The 16,118-nt window shown below is 63.4% G+C and carries 12 protein-coding genes, 1 tRNA gene and 2 pseudogenes; 6 read left to right on the forward strand and 9 right to left on the reverse strand.

What is annotated here, in order from left to right:
- Window positions 1-116 precede the first annotated feature (116 nt).
- Window positions 117-230: pseudogene (locus HV770_RS15730) on the forward strand (DUF2950 family protein); the annotation flags it as partial.
- Window positions 231-470: 240 nt separating this feature from the next.
- On the forward strand, window positions 471-1,331 hold the full coding sequence (gene folD / locus HV770_RS15735) for a bifunctional methylenetetrahydrofolate dehydrogenase/methenyltetrahydrofolate cyclohydrolase FolD (RefSeq protein WP_175160956.1): 861 nt from the start codon (window positions 471-473) through the stop codon (window positions 1,329-1,331).
- 162 nt (window positions 1,332-1,493) lie between these two features.
- On the opposite strand, the gene HV770_RS15740 is transcribed toward folD, so the two are convergent.
- Window positions 1,494-2,609, reverse strand: coding sequence for an acyltransferase family protein (locus HV770_RS15740; RefSeq protein ID WP_175160958.1), 1,116 nt, complete (start codon window positions 2,607-2,609; stop codon window positions 1,494-1,496).
- A 339-nt stretch (window positions 2,610-2,948) separates the two neighbouring features.
- On the opposite strand from HV770_RS15740, the gene HV770_RS15745 reads away from it, so the two are divergent.
- Window positions 2,949-5,057, forward strand: coding sequence for a M3 family metallopeptidase (locus HV770_RS15745; protein WP_175160959.1), 2,109 nt, complete (start codon window positions 2,949-2,951; stop codon window positions 5,055-5,057).
- Window positions 5,058-5,218: 161 nt separating this feature from the next.
- Here the strand turns inward: HV770_RS15745 and HV770_RS15750 are convergent, their stop codons facing one another.
- Entirely contained in the window at window positions 5,219-6,511 is a 1,293-nt protein-coding gene (locus HV770_RS15750) for an amidohydrolase family protein (protein WP_175160961.1), read from the reverse strand.
- 216 nt (window positions 6,512-6,727) lie between these two features.
- On the opposite strand from HV770_RS15750, the gene HV770_RS15755 reads away from it, so the two are divergent.
- The gene (locus HV770_RS15755) at window positions 6,728-7,438 is read left to right on the forward strand and encodes an aspartate/glutamate racemase family protein (protein WP_175160963.1); all 711 of its coding nucleotides are present in this window, start codon (window positions 6,728-6,730) and stop codon (window positions 7,436-7,438) included.
- A 147-nt stretch (window positions 7,439-7,585) separates the two neighbouring features.
- Here HV770_RS15755 and HV770_RS39730 read toward each other — a convergent pair.
- The 3 genes and pseudogenes from HV770_RS39730 to HV770_RS15765 all read right to left on the reverse strand — a co-directional run.
- A pseudogene (locus HV770_RS39730) lies at window positions 7,586-7,707 on the reverse strand (malic enzyme); the annotation flags it as partial.
- A 76-nt stretch (window positions 7,708-7,783) separates the two neighbouring features.
- Window positions 7,784-9,139: a C4-dicarboxylate transporter DctA gene (gene dctA / locus HV770_RS15760; protein WP_175160965.1), complete on the reverse strand. Its 1,356-nt coding sequence runs from the start codon at window positions 9,137-9,139 to the stop codon at window positions 7,784-7,786.
- 163 nt (window positions 9,140-9,302) lie between these two features.
- A complete protein-coding gene (locus tag HV770_RS15765) occupies window positions 9,303-10,469 on the reverse strand; it encodes a mandelate racemase/muconate lactonizing enzyme family protein (protein ID WP_175160967.1) in 1,167 nt (388 codons plus the stop codon).
- Between the two features lie 128 nt (window positions 10,470-10,597).
- Between HV770_RS15765 and HV770_RS15770 the strand changes: the two genes are divergently transcribed.
- Window positions 10,598-11,557 carry a LysR family transcriptional regulator gene (locus HV770_RS15770; RefSeq protein WP_175160969.1) on the forward strand — a complete coding sequence of 320 codons (960 nt, stop codon included), beginning with the start codon at window positions 10,598-10,600 and terminating at the stop codon, window positions 11,555-11,557.
- 31 nt (window positions 11,558-11,588) lie between these two features.
- On the opposite strand, the gene HV770_RS39735 is transcribed toward HV770_RS15770, so the two are convergent.
- From HV770_RS39735 to HV770_RS15785, 3 genes are all read right to left on the reverse strand, one after another.
- Window positions 11,589-11,822 (reverse strand): winged helix-turn-helix transcriptional regulator, encoded by a 234-nt coding sequence (locus HV770_RS39735; RefSeq protein WP_217468609.1) that lies wholly within the window; start codon window positions 11,820-11,822, stop codon window positions 11,589-11,591.
- A gap of 510 nt (window positions 11,823-12,332) precedes the next feature.
- Window positions 12,333-12,409: transfer RNA gene (locus tag HV770_RS15780), tRNA-Met, on the reverse strand.
- Between the two features lie 104 nt (window positions 12,410-12,513).
- Window positions 12,514-12,801 (reverse strand): hypothetical protein, encoded by a 288-nt coding sequence (locus tag HV770_RS15785; protein ID WP_121317276.1) that lies wholly within the window; start codon window positions 12,799-12,801, stop codon window positions 12,514-12,516.
- 293 nt (window positions 12,802-13,094) lie between these two features.
- On the opposite strand from HV770_RS15785, the gene xth reads away from it, so the two are divergent.
- Entirely contained in the window at window positions 13,095-13,871 is a 777-nt protein-coding gene (xth, locus tag HV770_RS15790) for an exodeoxyribonuclease III (protein WP_175160971.1), read from the forward strand.
- A gap of 66 nt (window positions 13,872-13,937) precedes the next feature.
- On the opposite strand, the gene HV770_RS15795 is transcribed toward xth, so the two are convergent.
- Window positions 13,938-16,088, reverse strand: coding sequence for a prolyl oligopeptidase family serine peptidase (locus HV770_RS15795; RefSeq protein ID WP_175160973.1), 2,151 nt, complete (start codon window positions 16,086-16,088; stop codon window positions 13,938-13,940).
- Window positions 16,089-16,118 lie beyond the last annotated feature (30 nt).

Below are 16,118 nucleotides of genomic sequence, written 5' to 3' on the forward strand. Positions count from 1 at the left end.
GGCACCCTTCCCCCGTTTTGCTTTCCCCGCCTTCCTCCATGTTTTCTTCCGCGTTGCCTTAGAAGTGCTGATGCACAATCGATGCGGGCACCACGTGCGGTACACGGCGGGCACCCGTCAATCAGCACGCTCAGGTGTATCAGAAGAACCTCGGGCCTCAGACAGCGCGTGCAGCGGCGGCGGTCAAAGCGTTCGATCCGCACGAGAGCTGGCAGGCGGTGCAGCCGTAAGGCATGGCCTCGGCGGCATGGAGGCGATGCCCTGCCGGTCGCGCTGTGCGTGACGCGAATCCGCGTGGCGCGTCAGACAGGCCCGGTATAATGTCGGACTTCGCAGCCGCGCATATCTCCGATTCGCGCCGCGCGCTTTTCACGTGCCGACCCGTTCCCGCTGAAAAGCGCCATCGCGCGGGGCGCCTTCAGGCGTGCGCGCCTTGGCCCGCTTTCCAAACTGCCCATCTCGACCCGACCATGACTGCCAAACTGATCGACGGCCTCGCCCTTTCCAAGACTCTGCGCGCCGACGTCGCCGCACGCGCCGCCGCCCTCACCGCCCGCGGCCATCAGCCGGGCCTAGCCGTCGTGCTGGTCGGCGCCAATCCGGCCAGCGAAGTGTATGTGCGCAACAAGGTCAAGGCGTGCCAGGACAACGGCCTCGGCTCGTCGTTCGACCGCTATCCGGCCGACCTGCCGGAAGCCGAGCTGCTCGCGCGCATCGACGAACTGAACCGCGATCCGCGCATCCACGGGATTCTGGTGCAACTGCCGCTGCCCAAACATATCGACAGCCACAAGGTGATCGAGGCGATTGCGCCGGAAAAGGACGTCGACGGCTTTCACGTCGCCAATGCCGGCGCGCTGATGACCGGCCAGCCGCTGTTTCGTCCGTGCACGCCATACGGCGTGATGAAAATGTTCGACGCGTACGGGATCGATCTGAAAGGCGCGAACGCGGTGGTGATCGGCCGCTCGAACATCGTCGGCAAGCCGATGGCGCTGCTGCTGCTCGAAGCCGGCGCGACCGTGACGATCTGCCATAGCAAGACGCGCGATCTGGCCGCGCACACGCGCAACGCCGACGTGGTCGTGGCGGCCACCGGCTTGCGCAACATCCTGACGGCCGACATGGTGAAGCCCGGCGCGACGGTGATCGACGTCGGCATGAATCGCGACGACGCTGGCAAGCTGTGCGGCGACGTCGATTTCGCGGGCGTCAAGGAAGTGGCCGGCTACATTACGCCGGTGCCGGGCGGCGTCGGCCCGATGACCATCACGATGCTGCTCGTCAACACGATCGAAGCCGCCGAGCGCGAAGCGCAGGCGCAGGCGTAACGGCGGCACGCGGAAAAAGACGGCCGGCGAACCAGATTCGCCGGCAAAAGAGACTTTCTGCGAACCTTGGCGCCCGCCTTCACGCACAGAAGCTCGGCGCAGGAAACAGCGGCAGTCACGCGCCAGGGTTCGAGGTGCGCCGCGCGCGCAGGCAGCGCCGCTTCAACGCGTCGCCCGATCTCCCGCAGCCATACCCGCCGCCGACGACCTGTGCTGCGGCGCAAGCCGCGTGCGGCACCACGTCAGCACCGGCCGTTCCACAAGGTGCCACGACAGCGCCGCGCTCACGAGGATCAACGGCGCGGCGACCACCAGCGACATCACGTGGCTCAACTGCGGCGCGATATTCGCGACGCACTGCTGCACCATGAACCCGTACAGATAAATACCGTACGAGTAGTCGTGACGCGGCACGAAGCGCCGCAGCGTCGGCGTCGTTCCCACCCACAGCACGCCGTACACGAAGGCCAGATAGAACAGCGGCTGCGCCCCGGCCGTATCGCGAAAGACCAGAAACACCATCGCGAACCCCAGCGCCGTCAGACCGTTGATGTCCACCCGCTCGCGCCAGCCGTACAACAGCATCCCCAGGATGAAGAACGGCTCCGGCCAGAACGAATAGCCGTTGGCGGGATGGCTGAAATCGCGCACGCCCAGCTGCAGATGCGGCAGATGCACGCGCAACACGATCGCGGCGCCGCCGAGCGCCGCCGCCAGCAGCACGCCGCGCGGGCTGGACAGCAGCCCCAGCATGCCGGTCACGAGCACGATCAGATAGCAGCGCACTTCGAGCGGCAGCGTCCACAGCGTTGCGCAGATCTCGTGCGGCATGCGGTTATGCTCGAATACGCCAGGCAACGTCCAGCGGGTCTTCAGGACGATGGTGGAGAAGTTGTCGAGGTTCGCCCAGGTCATCCCGGAGGCGAAGTATTCGCGCAGCGGCAGCGTCGTGAAAAGCGGCCCGATGATGAACACCGTCACGACCGAGCCGAGCGCCACCGCCGGCCACAGCCGTGCAATCCGCAACGCGACGAAACGCGGCCCCGAGCGTTGCCGGTCGAAGCTGGCGGTCACCAGCATGCCGCTCAGCAGAAAAAAGGCGTAGACGCCGAACGCGCCGAAGCCATCGAAGCCGAGCGCGTTCTGCACCCAGTCGGTCGTGCCATCCGGCGCCTGGAGCAGATACGAATGGCCATACACGACGGCCAAGGCGGCCAACAGCCGCACGAGGTCGAAGTTGTTGCCGTTGCGCTTTAAAGCGTGCGAAAGCGGGTTCATCGACACCTCCGACAGAAACATCGCTCACTGCTAGCGACATGTCAGATTGCGGCAGGGCAGCAATGCGCACCGTTCGCTTTCGCACAGAAGCGCTTCAGCGGCGGCAGGCGCCCCGAAGGCGCCGCGAGCGCGCGTGGCCGCCTTCACGTCGCACGCCCCACGTCGCATGCCGCATGCGATTCACCCACCGAAGCCGCGACATCTGATAATTTGTCTGCCGACGGATTGGAATCGGCGCGTCCCGCCCCAATACTGTCCCTATCGGGTGCCACAGGCGGCCGCGCGCGCCCCTCGTCGATGCACCGATTACCCGTTCACCCGCGTCAGACAGGAAGCCTCATGTCCACTACTCCCTCGCATCACGACAATCCGCTCCTCGATTTTTCCGACCTGCCGCGCTTTGCCGACATCCGCCCCGAACACGTGACGCCCGCTCTCGATGTGCTGCTCGCCGACGCGGCCGCCGCCGTCGAGCGCGCCGCGCTGCCGGTCACGCCCGCGTCATGGGCCGACGTGGTCGAGCCGGTCGAGCGCGCCACCGAACCGCTGTCGCGCGCGTGGAGCGTGGTCGGCCATCTGAACGCCGTCGCCGATACGCCTGAACTGCGCGCCGTGTACGGCGAAAATCTGCCGCGCGTCACCGAATTCTGGTCGAGCGTCGGACAGAACCTCGCGCTGTACCAGAAGTACAAGGCGCTGAACGCGAGCAGCGATTTCGCATCGCTGAGCGGCGAGCGCAAGAAGATCCTCGGCAATGCGTTGCGCGATTTCCGTTTGTCCGGCGCCGAACTGCCGGAAGACCAGAAGCCGCACTTCGCCGAGCTGCAGGAAAAGCAGGCGGGGCTGTCGAAGGCCTTCTCGGACCACGTGCTCGACGCGACCAACGCTTACGCGTACATCGTCGATGCGGGCCAGGAAGCGCAACTGGCCGGACTGCCCGAAGATGTGGTGGAAGCCGCGAAGGAAGCGGCCGAACGCGAAGGCAAGACCGGCTACAAATTCACGCTGCACTTCCCGTCGTACTTCCCGGTGATGCAATACTCGGAAAATCGTCCGATGCGCGAAGCGATGTACCGCGCGTACGTGACGCGCGCATCCGAACTCGGTGCGCAATTCGGCAACGGCAAGCCTGAGTGGGACAACACGTCGGTGCTCGCCGAACAGTTGAAGCTGCGCGCGGAAGAAGCGCATATGCTCGGCTACGACAACTTCGCCGAAGTCTCGCTTGCGCCGAAGATGGCCGAGTCGCCCGCCCAGGTCATGACGTTCCTCGAAGACCTCGCCACGCGCGCGCGCCCACATGCGGAACAGGACTGGAAGGAGCTGCGCGAATTCGCCGCGAACGAACTCCGCATGAGCGATCTGCAACCGTGGGACATGACGTTTGCCGCTGAACGTCTGCGCCAGAAGCGCTATTCGTTCTCCGAGAACGAGGTCAAGCAGTACTTCCCCGAAGACGCGGTGTTCAAGGGTCTCTTCAAGGTCACGCAGACGCTGTTCGGCGTGCGCATCCGTCGCGACGAAGCGGCCGTGTGGCATCCGGACGTGCGCTTCTTCCGCGTCGAGAATCAGGACGGCGGTCTGGTCGCGCAGTTCTACCTCGACCTGTATGCCCGCGAAGGCAAACGCGGCGGCGCCTGGATGGACGATGCGCGCGGCCGTCACAAGCACTCGCATGGCGGCGTGCAAACGCCGGTCGCGTATCTGACCTGCAATTTCTCGGCGCCGGTGGGCGGCAAGCCCGCCTGCTTCACGCACGACGAAGTCATCACGCTGTTCCACGAGTTCGGCCACGGGTTGCATCACATGCTCACGCGCGTCGATGAACTCGGCGTGTCTGGGATCAACGGCGTGGAGTGGGACGCGGTCGAACTGCCGTCGCAATTCATGGAGAACTTCTGCTGGGAGTGGGACGTGCTCAGCGACATGACCTCGCACGTCGAAACGGCGAAGCCGCTGCCGCGCGATCTGTTCGACAAGATGCTGGCCGCCAAGAACTTCCAGAGCGGTCTGGGCACGCTGCGTCAGATCGTGTTCTCGATGTTCGACATGCAACTGCACACCGGCTTCGACGCGAGCGGCACGAAGAGCGCCACCGAACTCGCCAGCGAGATCAACGAACGCTTCCACGTGGTGCCGCAAGCACCGTTCTCGCGTTGGCCGAATACGTTCAGCCATATTTTCGCGGGCGGTTATGCGGCGGGTTACTACAGCTACAAGTGGGCTGAAGTGCTGTCCGCCGACGCGTACGCCGCGTTCGAAGAAGCGGCGCAAGCCGCGAGCGGCAGCGTGCTCGATCAGACGACCGGCATGCGCTATCGCAAGGAGATTCTGGAGGTGGGCGGCAGCCGTCCGGCGATGGAGTCGTTCAAGGCGTTCCGAGGCCGCGAGCCGAATATCGACGCGTTGTTACGCCATAACGGCATGGCGCCGGGCTCGGTGCATTGACCAGTTGAAGCATCGAGCGGCGTGTTGTTGTGCGCCGCGCCGTCGATGTCGATGTCGATGTCATCAAACAAAGCCGGCGGCCTGCGTGAGCAGGCGCCGGCTTTTTCCTGCGCTAACGCCTACGCGCACAAATCGCAGACTTACCGCGCCGCGCCAGCCCGTTAGCCGCGATGCAGCTTGAAGTCCACTTGCGCCGGCCGCCCTTCGAGCGATAGCGCCGCCCGCGCAGCCGGCGCGCGGCTCACCACCTTGCCACGGCTCACCACCGCGAGCCGCGCGGCGCGTAGGCGAATCGCCTCGACCGGATCACGCGCGTCGAGCAGCACCAGATTGGCCGCGCATCCCGGCGCGATGCCATAGCCTTCCAGACCGAGAATCCGCGCGGCATTCACCGTGACCGCGTCGAAGCACGCGCGCATGCCGTCGACGCCCGTCATCTGTGCGACGTGCAGGCCCATGTGCGCGACTTCGAGCATGTCGCCCGAACCGAGGCTGTACCACGGGTCCATCACGCAGTCATGACCGAACGCGACGTTGATGCCGGCCGCCATCATCTCCGGCACGCGCGTCATGCCGCGCCGTTTCGGATAAGTGTCGCTGCGGCCCTGCAGCGTGATGTTGATGAGCGGATTCGCGATCGCGGCGACGCCCGACTCGCGCATCAGCGGCAGGAGCTTGCTGACGTAGTAGTTGTCCATCGAATGCATCGACGTCAGATGCGAGCCGGTGACGCGCCCCTGCAAACCGAGCCGCTGCGTTTCGGCCGCCAGCGTTTCGATGTGGCGCGACAGCGGATCGTCCGATTCGTCGCAATGCATGTCGACGCGCAAGCCCTGCTCCGCCGCGTACTCGCACAGCAGGCGCACGGACTGCGCGCCGTCGGCCATCGTGCGCTCGAAATGCGGAATGCCGCCGACCACGTCGACGCCCATCGCGATCGCCCGCTTGAGGTTCTCGAACGCGCCGGCGCTGCGCAGCACGCCGTCCTGCGGAAACGCCACCAGTTGCAGATCGAGATACGGCGCGACCCGGCGCTTCACTTCGAGCAGCGCCTCGACCGCGAGCAGGCGCGGATCGCACACGTCGACATGGCTGCGGATCGCCAGCAAGCCGCGCGCGACGGCCCAGTCGCAATACTGCAACGCGCGCTCGACGAGCGCCGCCTGCGTCAGTTCCGGCTTCAGCTCACCCCACAGCGCAATGCCCTCGAGCAGCGTGCCCGACGCGTTCACGCGCGGCAAGCCGTACGACAGCGTCGCGTCCATGTGGAAATGCGGATCGACGAACGGCGGCGCGACGAGCGAACCCGCTGCATCGATTTCCTCGCCCGCGCTCGCGGCGAGGTTCGCCTCGACGGCGACGATGCGGCCCGCATCGATGCCGATGTCGACCGGTTGCCTGTCCTGTGGCGCGGTGCCGGACGGCAGCATCGCGCGGCGGATGATCAGATCCATCTGTCTCTCCCTTTGCCCGCTTCTGGGTGGTTACGATTCTATCGACGACAGAAAAGGTCGTGCGGTGTTTTATCCGGATGCCCGCCCCGGCTTCCGTACCGGCGCGCGGCGCGCAATCCGTACCGGCTACATGCTTCGCCGCGCGCCTATACTCGGCGTTCAGGACGGTGCATGCCGGGCGCTCCGGCAGCCGTCACCCGTTCACGGAGCAGGCAGATGAAAATGATCGGCGTGATTGGTGGGATGAGCTGGGAGTCGTCCACCGAGTATTACAAACTCCTCAACCGTCATGCGAAGGCGCGGCTCGGCGGGCATCACAACGCCCGCAGTCTGATGCTGACGGTCGACTTCGCGCCGATCGAGGCGAACCAGCGCGCGGGCGACTGGAACGCGCTCGGTCAGCAGATGGCCGATGCCGCGCGCCAGCTCGAACGCGGCGGCGCCGATCTGGTGATGCTCGCGACCAACACGATGCATCGCGTGTACGAGTCGATCGAGCAGGCGATCACGGTGCCGTTCCTGCATATCGCCGATCCGACCGGCGAAGCGCTGCGGGCTGCCGGTGTCGAACGGGTTGGCCTGCTCGGCACGCGCTATACGATGGAACAGACGTTTTACACGGGCCGCCTGCGCGAGCACTACGGCCTCGAAACACTCGTTCCCGATGAAGCCGGCCGGGCCGACGTGCACCGCATCATTTACGACGAGCTGTGTCACGGCAATGTGCAGGATGCGTCGCGAGCGGTGTATCAAGGTGTGATCCAAACATTGGCCGAGCGTGGCGCGCAGGCGGTGATTCTCGGCTGCACTGAAATCACGTTGCTGATCAAGCCGGAAGATTGCGCGCTGCCGGTGTTCGATACGACCGCGCTGCATGCGCAAGCGGCGGTGGAATGGGCGATTGATACCCATCAGCCGCGCGGCTGATGACTGGCGGAACTGCGCCTCGCGCACAACAAGCCAGTCAATGCGGCAGACCTGCCGCCCCTATCTCCGCACGGCCATCGTCGCGAGCAGGAATTGCAGTGTGGTCCTCAACCTGTCGGCTGCGTATATCGCTACGCGTACGCCCCTGATTTCCTCGCACGCGAACGCGACGCCCGGCGAGTAGACCGACGGGAAGTCGCGCTGGTTGATCATCCATTTCACCGGGGTGATCGCGAGCCTCGCCGGCGCCGGGAGTCGGGGTAATCCAGAGCTGACTCGCGAAATTCGCTTTGTCAGATTGCGTGGTCACGGCGGTGATACGCGTGATGAAATTGACTGCACGACTCAATGCGTATGGGCCCGGATAATGGTGTCTTTCGGATGCGTTCGATCCACCAACGCTTCGTCGGTGGACTCCTGTGCGTCAATGCTCGTATTGACACGGTCGAGCATGGCTCGGGCCTTGTTCATGTCGATCGCCCCTTCCCATCGTGCGACCACGATCGTCGCCACGCCGTTGCCGATCAGGTTCGTGACGGCACGCGCCTCGTTGAGGAAGCGGTCAACTCCCAGCAGCAGCACCAACCCGGACACCGGGATCTTGTGCATTGAGGCCAGCGTGGCAGCCAGCGCGACGAATCCGGCCCCCGCTACACCCGCAGATCCCTTGGACGTCAGCAGCAACACGCCGAGCAGCAGCAACTGGTCCCAGAGGCTCAGGTGGATGTTCATCGCCTGCGCAATGAACATCGAAGCCATGGTCAGGTAGATCGCGGTGCCATCGGCATTGAAGGTATAGCCGGTGGGCAATACCATGCCGACCACGGGCCGTGAACACCCCATCTTTTCCATTTTGATCAGCATTTGGGGGAGCACCGCTTCGGTCGACGCCGTGCCGAGCGTGATGAAAATTTCGTCCTTGATGTAGCGGAGATACTTCCACAACGACAGCCCGCTCATCCGCATCACCAGTCCAAGCACCACGACCACGAAGAAAATCGAAGTCAGATAGAGGCACAGCATCAACTGGCCGAATGACGCGAGCGTGCCGATGCCGTACTTCGCAATGGTAAATGCCATGCCGCCAAACGCTCCAATCGGCGCGACGTACATCACGATTCGCACGACGCCGAACATGCCCTGAAGGAACATGTCGAGCATGTCGACGAACGGCGCGGTTCGGGGACCGAGCCTGGCGAGTGCGATGGCCAGCAGCAGTGAAAAGAAGATGATTGGCAGGATATCCCCATTCGCGAACGCTCCGACAATGCTGTTCGGAACGATGCTCATGAAGAACTCGAGCATGCCGTGCTGCCGTGCTGCGTGGGTGTAGGCGGCAATCGCGGAACTGTCGATATGCGCGGGGTCGATGTTCATGCCGCTGCCCGGTTTGATCACGTTCACGATGATGAGGCCGACAGCAAGCGCAATCGTCGATGCTATTTCGAAGTAGATGACCGCCTTGACGCCGACGCGACCGGCCTCATGAAGATCACTCATGCGAGCGATACCGACGACCACGGAGGCGAAAATGATCGGAGCAAGCAGCATCCGGATCAGTTTGATGAACAGGTCGCCAAGTGGTTTGAGTTGGGAACCGACGTCAGGATAGAAATGGCCGACGAGGACGCCGGCGACAATGCCGATCAGAACCTGTACATAGAGCCTGGAAAGATATTTTCCGATCTTTGAAACCCGCATGACTGTCTCCTATGCGTGGCATCTTTTAATGAAAGTCGGGTCGAGCACTCGCAGCGGGATTTCCCACTGCGGTGGGCACGGACCGATCTTGCCTGCGTTCCTTTTGTCTACTTTTGTGAACGCCGCGCCGGCGCCTGCGTCGGCGCGCTTACCAGTTGACGGCCTAGGCTGACAGCTTCTGCATCTCGGCAAACAGATCAGCTTTGCCTTCGAAGCCGATACCCGGCAGATCGGGCATGGTGATGTAGCCGTTGTCCACCTTCACACCGTCGGGGAAGCCGCCATACGGCTGGAACAGGTCGGGATAGGATTCGTTGCCGCCGAGACCCAGGCCGGCCGCGATGTTCAACGACATCTGGTGGCCACCGTGCGGAATGCAGCGGCTCGGTGACCAGCCATGCTGATGCAGCATGTCGAGCGTACGCAGATATTCGACGAGGCCGTAGCTCAACGCGCAGTCGAACTGCAGCCAGTCCCGGTCCGCACGCATACCGCCGTAGCGAATCAGGTTGCGGGCATCCTGCATCGAGAACAGGTCCTCGCCGGTGGCCATCGGTTTGTCGTAGTAGTTGCGCAAGGTCGCCTGCAGTTCGTAGTCGAGCGGATCGCCCGGCTCCTCGTACCAGAACAGGTCGTATTGCGAGAGCGCCTTCGCGTACCGGACCGCCGTGTCGAGATCGAAACGGCCATTGGCATCGACGGCCAACTTCTGCCCGTCGCCGAGCACGCTCAGGATCGAGTCGATGCGACGCAGGTCTTCGTCGAGCGAGGCGCCGCCGATCTTCTTCTTCACGACCGTATAGCCACGGTCGATATAACTGCGCATTTCGTCTTTCAGCTTCCCGTGATCCTGGCCTGGGTAGTAGTAACCGCCCGCCGCGTACACGAAAATCTTACGGTCGGGTTGGCCGTTGCCATAGCGATCCGCCAACAGTTGGAACAGCGGTTTGCCCTCGATCTTTGCCACGGCATCCCAGATCGCCATGTCGATCGTGCCGATCGCAACCGAGCGCTCGCCGTGACCGCCGGGCTTTTCGTTGGTGAACATGGTCGCCCAGATCTTGTGCGGGTCGAGGTTGTCGCCGGCGTCGTTGGCGAGCGTGGCGGGATCGGCTTCGAGAAGGCGCGGAATGAAACGCTCGCGCATCAGCTTGCCCTGACCGTAGCGGCCGTTGGAGTTGAAGCCATAACCGACGATCGGCTTTCCGTCGCGGATGACATCCGTCACCACGGCGACGAGACTCAGCGTCATCTTGCTGAAGTCGATATAGGCATTGCGGATCGGGGAACTGATCGGAACGGTCTTTTCGCGGATTTCCACGATTCTCATGACATGTCTCCTGAGTTTGGGCACGCATTGCATGCGTCTGAGTGCGATGGAAAGCAGCTTATCCGCGAATCGAGGCGTTAGAATTCACTTGCATTCATTTCATTTTTTACTTTAGGTGCACAACCAGCGTGCCAACCGACCCGGCATCCGATTTCGAGTTTTTCGTCCTCCTCGCCAAACTAAAAAGCCTGTCGGGAGCCGCGCGTGCGCTCGATCTCACTCCGCCGGCCGCCACCAAACGGCTGGGGTCGATCGAGCAGAAACTGGGGGTGCGGCTGGTCAACCGGACGACGCGAAGCGTCAGTCTCACGCCGGAGGGCGAGACCTACCTGCGCTACGCGACGCAAATCGTCGGGCAGGTCCGACAGATGGAAGATGAGATATCGGGCGCCAGGTCCGACCCTCACGGGCTGTTGCGGATCAATGCGACGCTCGGCTTCGGGCGCACGACCATCGCGCCCCTCGTGTCAGACTTCGCTAAGCGGTTTGCGAATGTCGAAATCCAGTTCGAAGTGACCGACCGGCCCATCGATCTGGTCGAGGAGGCGTTCGATATGGCGATCCGTTTCGGCGAGCTTCCCGATAGCCGGCTGAGCGCGAGGCGCATCATGAGTAACCGCCGTTTTCTTTGCGCCTCCCCGAAATACCTGGAGCGTTTCGGGACACCGGAGCGCGTCGAGGACCTCGCCCGCCACCGCTGCATCATTCATCGCCAGAACAATGATGCCTATGGCGTCTGGAGGTACATGCAGGGCGACCACACCGAGGCTTTGAAAGTCAAAGGCGCGCTGTCGAGTAACGATGGCGACATCGTGCTGCGCTGGGCGCTCGACGGGCATGGGATCCTGATTCGTTCCGAATGGGATCTGGCGAAGTATGTTCAGAGCGGCAGGTTAAGGCTGGTCTTGCCAGACACGGAACTGCCGTCCGCCGATCTGTTTGTCTACTATCCCAACCAGCGCAACCAGACGGCGCGCGCGCGAGCATTCATCGATTTTCTGATCGATCATTTTCAGGCGCCGTTCATCCCCGTCGAAACCGGCGCTCTGATCTACGCACAAAAAAAGAGGGGTGGGCGCAAGTCATAAATCGTGCGTCGCGTTCAGCGTGAAGGTCACGCTAGACATAGCGCTTACGCGGTCGCAATCTGAAACATATTTCGGTATCCATATGATGGATGTCCCAGGCGGACCGCTCGTCAAAGGCTGTTTGCGCTTTTTCAATACTGCCGCCATGTTTGCCCGACCGCCCCAACGGCGTGATCGAATATTCGACGGCCACCGGCGGCGACGCTAGAACACGACGATTGTCGAGGCCGTTTCGCTCGAGGCGTCGTAGAGCCTCGATTAGCACCCTGTGAGTGATCGGGTCGAGGCGTCGCTTTCGCGTTGAACCGGGACGGCTTCGCGCACAACACGGTGAGGATCAGAACCGACCACTTATTTAGGCTGCGCGAAGAAGTGGCTGCTGCTGCGCTATTTCTGGCCACGGCCGACAGCAGCTTTGTCAGCGGTGGGAACTGGGTGTCGACGGGGGCATGACTGCCTGAAGCAGATCTCGCGGGAACGCCCTGCTTTTACGCTTCGTTCGGGGGTTCGGCACGTCCCCGCTTCTCGCGGTCTTCCGGCGACTCGCGACAAGCGGCTCAGCAAAAGGGGCTGATAAAGGCACACGACGCATGTGCGGTCGTCCGTGACGAAGTCAGCAGATGGCAAGAGAAAGACAACGGGGTGAAGCCGTCAGAAACCGCAAAACAAAAAGCCCGCTAGCGCGGGCTTTTGTCACAACGGATTTGCCAGATTTCTGATGGCTTCGCCATCTACTGCATAAGCACCTGAAATCTTGCAAAGCCATGTAATGCGTTGGTTGCGGGGACAGGATTTGAACCTGTGACCTTCGGGTTATGAGCCCGACGAGCTGCCAGACTGCTCCACCCCGCGTCAGAGAAAAAAGATTATATCTGGCTGTTCGCAATACGTCAAACCATTGCGCGCATTATTTTCCGAACGATCGCATACACAGAGGCACTCGTTCATGAAACGCCTCAAAGATCCTGGACCGTCGCGCCTTCCACCTTGCCATCGATGATGTCCGCGCCATACTGACTCGCGCTGCGTTTGGCCACGCCGAAATCCGCGATCGTGGCGGGCAGCACGAGGCGAAACACGCGACTCGCTTTCGATCCGCTGATCGCGCCCGGACGACATACGCGCACCGCGACGTCGTAGCCCTCGGCGTGCCGCTTGTGGCCGTCGAATTTGTCGAACGCCCGCGAAAACACCAGCGGATGCACTTCGAAGTCCTTATAAAGGGCGGGGTAAAGTTCGGCCATGATGACTCTCCGACTCGCAATCGTGCGAAAGTGTGTGGTCCCACTATACGCCGCGACATCCGGGCATCGCGCTTTTATTTTTGCGGCGCCGCGCGAGCAATTTTCGCCGGCCCCGCTCTCGCGCGATAAGATGCGGGACAACTGCAATCGCCTGCGCCAATCAAGCGCGTCGTCAGCCGCGCGATGAGTCGAATGGCCGTCGTCCCCGCGACAGGCAGCAAACCTGAGCGCTCGAGCAAAACGAGGGGTCGAGGCCCCCACGAAACCTTGCCCGGCAAGAATGTGAGAATGTCATGAAAATCGCCACCTGGAACGTCAACTCTCTTAAAGTCCGCCAGCAGCACGTGATCGACTGGCTCGAAACCAGCGGCACCGACGTGCTGTGTCTCCAGGAACTGAAGCTGCCAGACGAGAAGTTTCCGCGCGCCGAACTCACGGAGAAAGGCTACCGCAGCTGGTATGCCGGCCAGAAAACCTATAACGGTGTCGGCATTCTGGTGCGCGACGGGCTCGACGTCGACGAAAGCAGTATCGTGCGCAACATCCCGGGCTTCGAAGATCCGCAGCAACGCGTGATCGCGGCCACCATCGATGGCGTGCGCATCATCTCTGCCTACTTCCCGAACGGCCAGGCGCCGGGCACCGACAAGTTCGCGTACAAGCTGCGCTGGCTCGCGGCGCTGCACGACTGGATCGCGAGCGAAATGGCGCTGCATCCGAAGCTCGCGCTGCTCGGCGATTACAACATCGCGCCGGACGATCGCGACGTGCACGATCCGAAAGCATGGGAAGGCCAGAACCTCGTTTCGCCGGAAGAACGCGCCGCGTTCGTGCGGCTGATCGGACTCGGCCTGCTCGATGCGTTCCGCCAATTCGAACAGCCGGAGAAGATCTACTCGTGGTGGGACTACCGGATGATGGCGTTCCGCCGCAATGCGGGGCTGCGCATCGACCACATCTTGCTGTCGAAGCCGCTGGCCGACGTATGCTCGGCGTGCGATATCGACAAGGTGCCGCGCAAATGGGAACAGCCGTCCGATCACGCGCCGGTCTTCGCGCAGCTCGGCTGATCCGCCGATTCGATGCTGCTGCGGGCGCGTAGCTAACGCCTCGCACCACGCGCAACGCGCGCTGCCCTACACCGCCGCGTCGGCCTGCGCAAAACCGCCCAGCACGCTCCACAGAAATTCGAAGACCATCGCGTCATGCTCGGCCTGCTCCAGCTCATCTGAGCCTCCGTGCCCGCCTTCCGTGTTCTCCCGATACCAGACCCTGTCTGCGCCAGGCTCGCCGAGCGCCTGCATGCGCGCGGCCATCTTGCGCGCGTGGCCGGGATGCACGCGATCGTCGGCAGTCGAGGTGGTGAACAGCACGGGCGGATACGCGACACCCGCCGACACGCGGTGATACGGCGAGTAAGCGGCCAGCACGCGCGCTTCGTCGGGCTCGTCCGGGTCGCCGTATTCGTCGATCCATGACGCGCCCGCGTGCAGCAGGTGATAGCGGCTCATATCGAGCAAAGGCACTTCGCACACCACCGCGCCGAACAACTGGGGGCGCTGCACCATGCACGCCGCCACCAGCAAACCGCCGTTGCTGCCGCCCTGAATGCCGAGCTGCGCCGCACTGGTCACGCCGGTGCCGATGAGCGCCTCGGCGACCGCGATGAAGTCGTCGAATGCGCGCTGGCGCTGCTCGCCCTGTGCCGCCGTGTGCCAGCGCGTGCCGAACTCGCCGCCGCCGCGAATATGCGCGACCACGTACACGCCGCCGCGCTCCAGCCAGCCGATGCCCTGCCCGGTCAGATAGCTCGGCAGGAGCGGAATCGCGAAGCCGCCGTAGCCGCTCAAGAGGCAGGGGCGCGGACCATGCGACGGTTCGAACGATTGCGCAGCGCGCGGCCCGATCACCGTATACGGCACCCGCGTGCCATCCGCCGACACCGCATGCCCGCGCGTGACGCAGAAGCGCGTCGCATCGAACTGGGTCGGCCACCGGTCGATCAACTCCCACTCGCTCAGGTCGTCCCTCGCGAGGTCGGCCAGCCAGTACGCCGGCGGTTGCAGATAGTCATCGGTATCGACGAACACTTCGTCGTTGAGCGTCGGCTCGACAGGCGACACGTCGGACTGTGCGTCGGCATGCGCTGGAAAGAGGCGCTGCTGCCAATGCCATGCGTGATCCGCGTCTTGCGACGGTGTCCACAGCAAGGTCTTGTTCTGCACGTCGTCGAGGTACGACACGATCAGGTGATTGCGCGTATGCGTCCACTCGCAGGCCGAGGTCAGCGGCGTCGGCATGAACAGCGGCAGCACGTCGCGCTCGCCGCGCAGGAACGCGTCCTCGCGGATCGCCAGCAACGCGCCGCCCGGATAATGCGCACCGTCGCTATCCCAGTCGAGACGCGGTTCGAGCAGCAGCCAGCCTTGCCAGCCGCCCACCGCGACGTGCGCGGGCACGTCGTACTGACGCCACGCGTCGATCGCGCCATCAGCACCCTCGGCGCCATCGAGGTAATACGTATGCGAGCCGAAAAAATCGACGCTGCTCACCACCGTATGCCGCCGCTCCACCGGATCGTAGTTCGCCTCCACGCCGATATCGCCGAACGCGCCCCTGAACACCACCGGCGCGTCGGTGAGCGCGGTGCCGCGCGTCCAGCGCCGCACGTCGCGCGGATAACCGGAGCGCGTCAGCGTCTTGCGGCCGTTGTCCCAGCCGACGTACAGCGTGTCGCGATCGATCCACGACGCCGTGTGCTTGCCGGCCTTCGCGATCACGAAGCCGTCGTCGACGAAACGCTGCGCGTCGATGTCGAACTCGCGCACCACTTGCGCGTCCGATCCGCCCGGCGACATCGTGATCAGCGCGCGATCGCCGTCCGGATAAAGAATGTCGAGTTCGACGCACACCCATGGTGTACCTTCAGCGGCGCCGAGCGCGTCGAAGTCGAGCAGGTTCTGCCAGACCGGCGCACCGCTGCGCCATTCCGCCCACGTCGTGCGCCGCCAGATGCCCTTCGGATTGCGCTCGTCCTGCCACAGATCGTAAGCCCAGTCTTTCCACCGATCGGGAATCACCGGACGCTCGCGCGGCAGATACGCGTCGGCGAGCCGCTGCCTGAGCGACTCGAACTGCGCGCCGCTGCACCACGCGGCGCGCGTGCGGATGTTCTGCTGTTCGACCCACGCGAGCGCGGCGGGGTCGTCGAGTGCTTCGAGCGACAGGAACGGATCGGGGGAAAGCGGCCAGGAGAAAGGAGCGGGAGAGTTCAGAGGAGCGGGCATCGTCGGCTGTCGAATGAAAACAGCGTTGAT

The sequence above is a fragment of the Paraburkholderia fynbosensis genome (assembly GCF_902859935.1).
GTDB classification, from domain to species: Bacteria; Pseudomonadota; Gammaproteobacteria; order Burkholderiales; family Burkholderiaceae; genus Paraburkholderia; species Paraburkholderia fynbosensis.